The following is an 8,184-nucleotide window of genomic DNA, read 5'->3' as shown; positions in this document are numbered from 1 at the left end:
GTGTACTCCCGGAAGTTGCGCGCCTCGTACGGCTTGCGCGCCACCCACATCACGCGAGCGGCCGCATCCATGAGCGTGGTGGCCACGGTGGCCGAAATGCTGCTGAAATCCGCCGGCTTGGGCGTGCGCAGCACGCCGTCGGGTTTGCCGAATTCGTCGGCCAGTGCCCCCTTCACGTGTGTCCAGTCGATGCGCCCCTCGATGCGGCCGAGCGCGTTTTCCACGCGATGCTGGCGGTAGATGCTGTCGGGCCGCTGCGGCAGGCCGGGGTCGCGCAGCTTCATCAAGGCGGAAGGAGACATCCAGTGGTTGGCATGCACCAGCAGGCCGTTCTCCGGCAAGGTCCAGAAGATCTCGCCGGGCGACGTCTCCAGGCTGATGCCCGAGCCGTCGTTGCCGGTGGACTGCGCCAGGATCATGTTGTTGGCGCAATAGCGCTTCGACACCCAGATGGTCTTCATGGCCTGCGCGAGGTTGGCCGCTTCGAGCACGCGGCGGCGCAGCAGCACCAGCGGCACGCCGGGGCCCCGGCGGAAGTCTTCGTCGCAGGTCAGCGAATTGCCGGTGAGCGAGACGCCGTGGCTGTTGAAGCCATGGCGCGCCAGGGCGCCGGCTTCGGTGAAGGTGAGCATGTCAGGGCCGCTCTCGCCGCGGATGCGCAGCACGATGCCGGTGTCGACGCACTCCTGGCGCCAGTCCCAGTTGTGGGCGTGCATGAGCCGCCCGGTGGCCGAACGCGCCGGCAGCACGACCAGGCCGGTACAGTCGCCGTCTTCGCTCGCTGCCGCGTCCGCCGATGCCGCGGCGTCTTGCTTCATGTCGGCATAGCCGAACAGCATCTCGGTGCGGCAGTTGATCATCACCACGTCCTCGAGCGAGACCCCTGCGCCCTCGGCGATGCCGCGCATCTCCTCGAGGTAGGTGGTGTCGTAGGCCTCGATGATCGGCAGCATCGATCGCGCGAGCTGGCCGATGGTGGCGTCGTCCAAGCCGCGCCGGCCCAGTTGGGCGCGGTAGAGCGCCACGCCTCCGGCCACTCGCTCGGGCACGGCACGGCCGTGCTGCACGCCGCGCGCATATGGCGCACCGGAAACATCGACAAGGGGAAAATATTCAGGAGTGGTCATTGGCTTGCGGTTATCACCACCACACCGCGCAAGAGCAGTAGCGCGAAAGCAGTAGCCACATTGTTTTCCAGGCGCGCAAAAAAATAAATTTGAAAATCATTTAGAGTCGATAAAGAATTTGTTTATCTTTCTGACGTGAGCACCATTCGTTTTCTTCGCACCTTTGTTGCCGCAGCGCGTGGCGGCTCCTTCGCCGCGGCTGCCGAACAGGTGGCGCTGACCCAGGCCGCCGTCGGCCAGCAGATGCGCGCGCTGGAAGCGGAAATGAAGAAGACGCTGTTCGACAAGACAGGCCGCACGATGGTGCTGAGCCCCGCGGGCCACCTGCTCCTGCCGCGCGCCGAAGAGTTGCTCGCGCAATACGAATCGATGCGGCGCGAACTGCAAGACCAGCGGCAGATCGCGGGGACCATCAAGCTCGGTTCGCTCATCTCGGCCATGGGGTTGCTGTCGAGCGCGCTCGCGGTGCTCAAGTCGCTGCACCCGAACCTCGAAGTCGAACTGCGGGTGCGACAGCAATCGCAGCTGATGCAGGACGTGGCCAGCGGCGAGCTCGACGCGGCCGTCGTCGTCGAGCGGCAATGGCCCGACACGCCGGGGCTGCTGTGGACGCCTTGCTATGAAGAGACGCTCACCGTCATCGCCAATTCGGATATCGCCAGGCCCGATACCCACATCACCAGCCTGTTCGCCGTCCATCCCTTCATTCGCTTCGACCGGCGCACGCCGACTGGCGCGCGCATCGACCGCATCCTGCGGCGGCTGCAGCTGGTCCCCAAGGAGTTCCTGGAGCTCAATTCATTGCTCGCCATTGCGGAGTTGGTGCGCAAGAACGTGGGTTTCACCATGGCGCCGCTGCTCAAGAACTTCGACTGGGAAAGCGACCCTGCGCTCTGCGTGCTGCAACTGCCGGGGCGGCCCGTCGCGCGGCGCCTGGGGATGCTCGAAAACGGGAAGCGCAGCCACATCACCGGCGTGGTCCGTGAGGAAATGCTGGCTCACCTGCGTCGCATGAAGCCTGCTAGTTGAGATTTGCACTCGACCCCAAAGAGCGCCACCCACAACGCCCTGGCGTTCGGCATGCCGAACATCGAAGGAATGCATAAAAGACCGGCGCGGCGCAATGAGCGTGCGAGCCATCGAACGATCCGGTGGGGCTCGACCGGATGGGATGGAACATTCGACTCACTCGCGCAGCGTGAAAACCACCGACAGGTACGACACCGGCCCGTTCTGAATGGCTTCGATCCCGTGCAGCGCGGTTGCATCGAACAGCAGCGCGTCCCCCTCCCTCACCTCCACAGTCCTGCCGCCATAGCGGTAGCTGACCTCCCCGGACAGGAAGTACAGGAACTTGAGGCCCGGGTGCTGGAAGGTCACGTAGGGATCGGCACCGGGCAACAGCGTGACCAGATAGGGCTCGACGAACAGGTTGCCCGACAGCAGGTGGCCCAGCAGCTCGTAGCGGTAGTCGGAGACCGCACCGATCCGATCGACGACAACGCCCTGCCTCGCGCGCACATGGCAGAAGTCCGTGCGCCGCGCCTGGTCCCCGAAGAAGCGCGACGCCGGCACCCCTAGACCATTCGCGAGACGCTCCAGGGTCTCCACCGACGGCGAGACCAGACCGCGCTCGATGCGCGAGAGCATCGAGGCCGAAATCCCCGAGGTCTTCGCCAGCGCTCCACCGGATACATCAGCCGCCATGCGCAGCGCCTTCACCTGCGCGCCGATGCGCGCCGCGGACATGCTGCGCACGACGGGTGCGGGCCGCCCCGATCGAACACGGGTGACCGACGCCGGCAGCCGCAGGGGATGAGCAGTTGGTAGTGGAGAGGCTGCGAGTCTGCGCGTCATGCGACAACAAAGCAGCCTCTGCGGACAGGAACCGACCTGGAGGCGACGCTGTACATAGAAGAGGAGGTCAGTATGTGGAAGATCATCCGTGGTTCAATCGTACGCAAGGCGAGAGCATTTGTCCATGCCAATTGCCTCGCCCAAACATGCGCTCGACCCAGCGCTGTTGGCGCTTGGCACCGCCATCAAGGCATTGCGCAAGACACATGGCATTTCACAAGAAGAACTTGCGCATCGCAGCCACGTCGATCGCTCTTACATGAGCAGCATCGAAAGGGGGATGCAAAACCCTGGCGTGATGACCGTTGTACAGATCGCCGCCGGCCTCGGCGTGTCCGTGGCCGAGTTGGCGGCCAAGGCACGACTCTAAGAGCTTAGGTCGCGTTTCTCATTGTCAGTCTCGGAGCGTCGCGCAGGGTGCCAACCGACTGTTCCCCAGAACGGCGGCCGGCAACTTAGGAACCCCAACGAGCCCGACGCCAGAGTAGATCGTCTCGCCAATCTTGAGCACTAACGCCATCGGGCTCAGCGCGTCCTGGTGTACTACTTCATGGCCGTGAATGCATACCGATGGCGCCACGACAGCTGGAAGTGCTCGGCGGTGAAGGCGCTGGCACTGGCCGCCAGTCCCACCGACGTTTGGCTGCGCCGCTGCACCCAATTCGCATATCGGGCACAGAAAGTCACGCTCCTCTTCGGTGTACATCGGGCAGAAAGAAGTTCGGGCGCTCGCTTCATCGCACGGAACAGTCGCTCCGTCTCCCCATGCAGCAGCTTTCACGAGGCCAGCTTCGTCGAACAAACATGGCCAGCACTATGTTGCAGATGAGCGCTCACTCAGCTCGCGATAACAAGCGTCACGCGAATGCCCTGTGAAAGGGAAGACACGGCTGACTGCGCACCACATCTTCCATTCCAAGGGGTCGAGCGCCAGGTGCGTAACGATCTCTGGAAGGGCCGCACACCCGAGCGTTTCCACGATGCAATGGAGTGGCTTTACGGCTGGACCGCCGACAACTGCCTCATGCTGGACTGATGGTCATGGGACTCCGGCATACAGCAGATCGCGAGAAATCACGCCCGGGGATTGGACTTGATTTCTGGACAATCTATCCAGCCAGCGGTGGCTGATCTCCTGCGCAGTGCTACCTAAACTCCCATTTTTGTCATGTTCAACCAAGGAGATCGACATGGCAGATCATTCCATTCAAGGCAAGACCGTCCTCATCGCAGGTGGCGCCAAGAACCTCGGCGGGCTGATTGCGCTCGACTTGGCCAAGCAAGGGCCCAAGGCCGTCGCCGTCCACTACAACAGCGCAGTCAGCAAGGGCGAAGCCGACAAGACTGTGGCGGCCATCGAAAAGGCAGGCGCCAAGGCCGTGGCCCTGCAGGCCAACTTGACGACGGCCGCCGCGGTGGAGAAGCTGTTCGCCGACACGATGGCCGCCGTCGGAAGACCGGACATCGCCATCAACACCGTGGGCAAGGTGCTCAAGAAGCCGATGACCGAGATCAGCGAGGCCGAGTACGACGAGATGACGGCGGTCAACTCCAAGACCCGCATCGCATCCCGTGCTTCGGTGCCCAAACCCCGGTCCGCCAAGCCCATGTCGACCATGAGATTCCGGTCCAACCAGGTCGCGCCCAAGGCGCGCACCTGCTGCTCAACAGGGTGCGTCAGCGCTCGCGGGCAGCATGGCGCAACACCTGGGTGATCGGCTCCACCAGGTACTGGAGGGCTGTGCGCTCCTCCCCCTGCAGATAGATCTCGGCGGGCATGCCGGCGAGCAGCTTCAGGTCTCCCGCAGTCGCGAGCGAAGCCGGATCGGCCTCGACCAGCACCGAGTAGTAGGGCGCATTGGTCGCACGGTCGATCAGGCGGTCACCCGATACGTAAACCACCTTGCCGTGCACCAGTTGCGTGGTACGGTATTTGAATGCCGTGAAGCGGATGTCGGCCGCCTGCCCGCGCTGAACGCGGCCGATGTCCTCGGGACGCACGCGCGCGTCGGTCATCAGTCGGCTGTCGTCCGGCACGACATCGGCGATGGTCTCGCGCGGCGGGATCACTGCGCCAGGCGTCGAATACTTCAGATCGATGATCTCGCCGCTGGCTGGCGCCGTGATCACCTGACGCGCCGAGGCGTCGGTCGACTTGCGCCGCTCCTGCTCGATCTCGGCCAGCCGGGCTGCCGTGACCTTGAGCTGGTCGCTCGCCTGCTGGCGGTAGTCGCTCTCCAGCGAGCGGATGCGCAGGTCGGCATCGACCGTGCGCTGCTCGGCACGTGCCAGCTCCGCGCGCCGCTCCTCGATCTTCACGCCGTAGTCGGCCACGGTGCCTTCGAACTGCGCGATGCGCGCGGCCGAGACGAAGCCGTCCTTGAGCAGCTTGCGGTTGGTCTCCAGATCGCTCTTCTGAAACTTCATCGACTCGCTCGCCTGCGCGATCTGGGCGCGCAGCGCGACGATTTCCTCGGCCACCTTCTCGCGCTGCGAGCGCAGCAGGCGCACCTGCCCCACCAGCGCGTCGCGCCGCGCCTCGAACAATGCGCGCTCCTTGTCCAACTGCGCCGCCAGGCGCGGATCCGCGACCGCGGTCTCGACCACGTCGGGAGGGAAAGCGATCGCGCGCGCCATGGTCTGCTCCGCGTCCAGCCGCGCGAGGCTGGCGCGCTCGGTCTTGACGCGGTGGTCCAGCCTGTTGCGGTCGGCATCGACCGAGACATCACCCAGCACCAGCAAGGGCTCTCCCTTCCGCACATGCTGGCCGTCGCGCACCAGGACCTCGCGCACGATGCCGCCTTCGGCATGCTGTACCGGCCGCCGGTTCAGGTCCACCTTGACATAGGCCTGCGCCACGACGGCCGAAGACAGCGGCGCAAAGCCCAGCCATGCAGCGGCCGGCAACAGTCCGCAGACCAGCATGGCCAGGCCCCAGTGCGTCAGGCGGCGCGCTTCGCGCACATGGAGCGCCAGGGGGTCRTTGGCCGCGATGGCATGCGCGGTGTAGTTCATGACACCTTCTCCGCAGGGCGCGGCATCATTACCACCTGCGCCCCGCCCGTGTTCTGGCCGTTCCGCTTGATCGACTGCATGACCTCCGCCACCGGTYCGTACTGCTTGACGCGTCCGGCCTCCAGCACCAGCAGCTTGTCCATGTGCTGCACCAGTGCGCTGCGGTGCGTGACGACAATCACCGTGATCTGCCCGCGCAGCGCCTTCAAGGCCTCGCCCAGCGCCAGTTCGCCCGCCCCATCCAGGTTGGAGTTGGGCTCGTCCAGCACCAGCAGCTTGGGGTTGCCGTAGAGCGCGCGGGCCAGCGCGATGCGCTGGCGCTGGCCCGGCGACAGCATCACGCCCATGTGGTCGACGACGGTGTCGTAGCCCTCGGGCAGCGTCAGGATCAGCGCATGCACGCCGGCGCGCTGCGCCGCTTGCACCACCTTGTCCGGGTCGACCTCGCCCAGCCGAGCGATGTTGTCGGCAACAGTGCCGGCGAACAACTCGACATCCTGCGGCACATAGCCGAGCCAGGGGCCGAGTTCTTCGCGCGGCCATTGTGCAAGGTCGACATCGTCCAGACGCACGACACCGGCATGGGGCCCCCACAGACCAGTCAACAGGCGCACCAGGGTCGACTTGCCGGCACCGCTGGGGCCGGTGATGGCCAGCGACTCGCCGGGCTCCAGGCTCAGCGAGACGCCGGCGAGAATCATCCGCTCGCCCTGCGACGACCGGAACACGAGGCCCTCCACGTGCAGGCGGCCGCTCGGCGCCGGCAGCGCCATGCGTGGCGGCTGGCGCTCGGCGGCGCCCAGGACCTCGGACAGGCGCGCGAAGGCCAGGCGCCCCTCGGCCAGCACGCGCCAACTTCCCACCACCTGCTCGACCGGCCCCAGCGCCCGGCCGAGCAGGATGGTGCAGGCCACCAGGATGCCCGGCGTGCCTTCGCCCGTGATGACGAGGTAGGCGCCCAGTGCCTGCAACAGGACCTGCACCGTCTGGCGCGTGGTGCGCGTGAGCGCGGCCATCGCCACCGACTTGCGCGCGGTCGGGCCCTGCAACGCGGCGACGCCGGCGTTGAGGTTCCGCCAGCGCCCGATCACCGCCTCCCCCATTCCGAGCGACTGCGCCAGTTCTGCGTTCTGCATCGAGGATTCGAGGTAGCGCGTGGCCCTGGCGGCTTCCTTCTGCAGGGCTTCGATATCGCGGCGCGTGATGCGGTCGTTCACCACGGCAAGCACAAGCATCAGCACCGACGCGGCCGCCGCAGCCATGCCGAGCATCGGATGCGCCAGCCAGATGACCGCGACATAGACGAATGCCCATGGCACATCGAACAGGGCCAGCAGCCCCTGGGAGGAAAACAGGTTGCGCAGCGCCGCGACGTCGCGCAAGCCTTCGCAGGGCGCGCGCTCGGCGCGGCGCGCCGTGCGCACCAGCACGGCCTTGGCCACCACCGGGGACAGCTGATCGGCGATCAGGTTCCCCGCGACGCCCTGCAGCCGGCTGCGCAGGTAGTCCAGCACCAGCATCAGGCCGAGCGCCACGCCAACGCCAAGCAACAGCATCAGCAGCGTCTCCCGGCTCTGGCTCGTCAGCACGCGGTCGAAGACCTGCAGCATGAAGAGCGCGGGGGCGAGCAGCAGCAGGTTCACGAAGAACGAGAAGCCCGCGACAAAAAGAAGCGGTCGCTCGAGAAGCTGGAAAAGAGGCTTCATGTCGATTTCTCTCGTGTGCCGCCACCCGCATCCGCGCGCGACAAGCGGGCTCTCACACGCCGGCCTTGATGTCGTTGCTGTCGAAGGTGTCGGCCGGGTTGCTCAGCGCCAACGTCGCCACCAGCGTGCGGTTCGCGGCGCCCAGGCCGTCGGTGTCGTAGTACAGGTTGCCCGTCGCACTGTCGTAGATCACGTGCACGCCCGCGCCCACCGTGTCTCCCGCACCACCGCCGTTCAGGGACGCAAACTCGGCCGCCGACAGCGTGTTTCCGCTGGCGGTCGTGAGGGCCGTGAACGTCCCGCGCGACAGTTCGATCAGGTCGCCGCTCGCCGCTGATCCCGAAGCATCGAAGTCGGTGACCGAATCCACCGCGTTGGGTGCCGAGTCGAAGACGAAGGTGTCGTTGTCCGCGCCGCCGGTGAGTATGTCGGCGCCGGCCCCACCGACGATGCGGTCGTCGCCCGCAAGGCCGTTGATC

General features: G+C 65.9%; 7 protein-coding genes and 1 pseudogene. 3 read left to right on the top strand and 5 right to left on the bottom strand.

The genetic code is table 11. The features are described from left to right. Positions 1-1,127: C45 family autoproteolytic acyltransferase/hydolase (locus AC1DOC_RS10170; protein ID WP_478129757.1), on the bottom strand; the 1,127-nt coding region annotated here is incomplete at its 3' end. 135 nt (positions 1,128-1,262) lie between these two features. Here AC1DOC_RS10170 and AC1DOC_RS10165 point away from each other — a divergent pair. Next, positions 1,263-2,156 (top strand): LysR substrate-binding domain-containing protein, encoded by an 894-nt coding sequence (locus AC1DOC_RS10165; protein WP_015865986.1) that lies wholly within the window; start codon positions 1,263-1,265, stop codon positions 2,154-2,156. 156 nt (positions 2,157-2,312) lie between these two features. Here the strand turns inward: AC1DOC_RS10165 and AC1DOC_RS10160 are convergent, their stop codons facing one another. Next, positions 2,313-2,876 carry an XRE family transcriptional regulator gene (locus AC1DOC_RS10160; protein WP_015865987.1) on the bottom strand — a complete coding sequence of 188 codons (564 nt, stop codon included), beginning with the start codon at positions 2,874-2,876 and terminating at the stop codon, positions 2,313-2,315. A gap of 232 nt (positions 2,877-3,108) precedes the next feature. Here AC1DOC_RS10160 and AC1DOC_RS10155 point away from each other — a divergent pair, with 232 nt between their 5' ends. Together AC1DOC_RS10155 and AC1DOC_RS10150 are read left to right on the top strand one after the other, a co-directional pair. Beyond that, positions 3,109-3,354 (top strand): helix-turn-helix domain-containing protein, encoded by a 246-nt coding sequence (locus tag AC1DOC_RS10155; RefSeq protein WP_015865988.1) that lies wholly within the window; start codon positions 3,109-3,111, stop codon positions 3,352-3,354. 820 nt (positions 3,355-4,174) lie between these two features. Next, positions 4,175-4,543, top strand: a pseudogene (locus tag AC1DOC_RS10150) (SDR family NAD(P)-dependent oxidoreductase); the annotation flags it as partial. A gap of 118 nt (positions 4,544-4,661) precedes the next feature. Here AC1DOC_RS10150 and AC1DOC_RS10145 read toward each other — a convergent pair. The 3 genes from AC1DOC_RS10145 to AC1DOC_RS10135 all read right to left on the bottom strand — a co-directional run. Beyond that, positions 4,662-5,999 carry an HlyD family type I secretion periplasmic adaptor subunit gene (locus AC1DOC_RS10145; RefSeq protein ID WP_015865990.1) on the bottom strand — a complete coding sequence of 446 codons (1,338 nt, stop codon included), beginning with the start codon at positions 5,997-5,999 and terminating at the stop codon, positions 4,662-4,664. Then, positions 5,996-7,705, bottom strand: coding sequence for a type I secretion system permease/ATPase (locus AC1DOC_RS10140; RefSeq protein ID WP_478129756.1), 1,710 nt, complete (start codon positions 7,703-7,705; stop codon positions 5,996-5,998). The genes AC1DOC_RS10145 and AC1DOC_RS10140 overlap by 4 nt, the downstream gene beginning before the upstream one ends. A 52-nt stretch (positions 7,706-7,757) precedes the next feature. Beyond that, positions 7,758-8,184, bottom strand: a 427-nt coding sequence (locus AC1DOC_RS10135) for a calcium-binding protein (RefSeq protein WP_478129755.1), incomplete at its 5' end; no start/stop codon positions are given.

The sequence above is a fragment of the Variovorax sp. 01T439_2 genome (assembly GCF_056398445.1).
This window is presented reverse-complemented; position numbering and strand designations above follow the sequence as displayed.

What these genes read in the sequence shown, in the direction of transcription:
- AC1DOC_RS10160 (WP_015865987.1), bottom strand. Translation starts at nt 2,876, where the DNA reads ATGTCCGCGGCGCGCATCGGCGCGCAGGTGAAGGCGCTGCGCATGGCG.
- AC1DOC_RS10155 (WP_015865988.1), top strand. Translation starts at nt 3,109, where the DNA reads ATGCCAATTGCCTCGCCCAAACATGCGCTCGACCCAGCGCTGTTGGCG.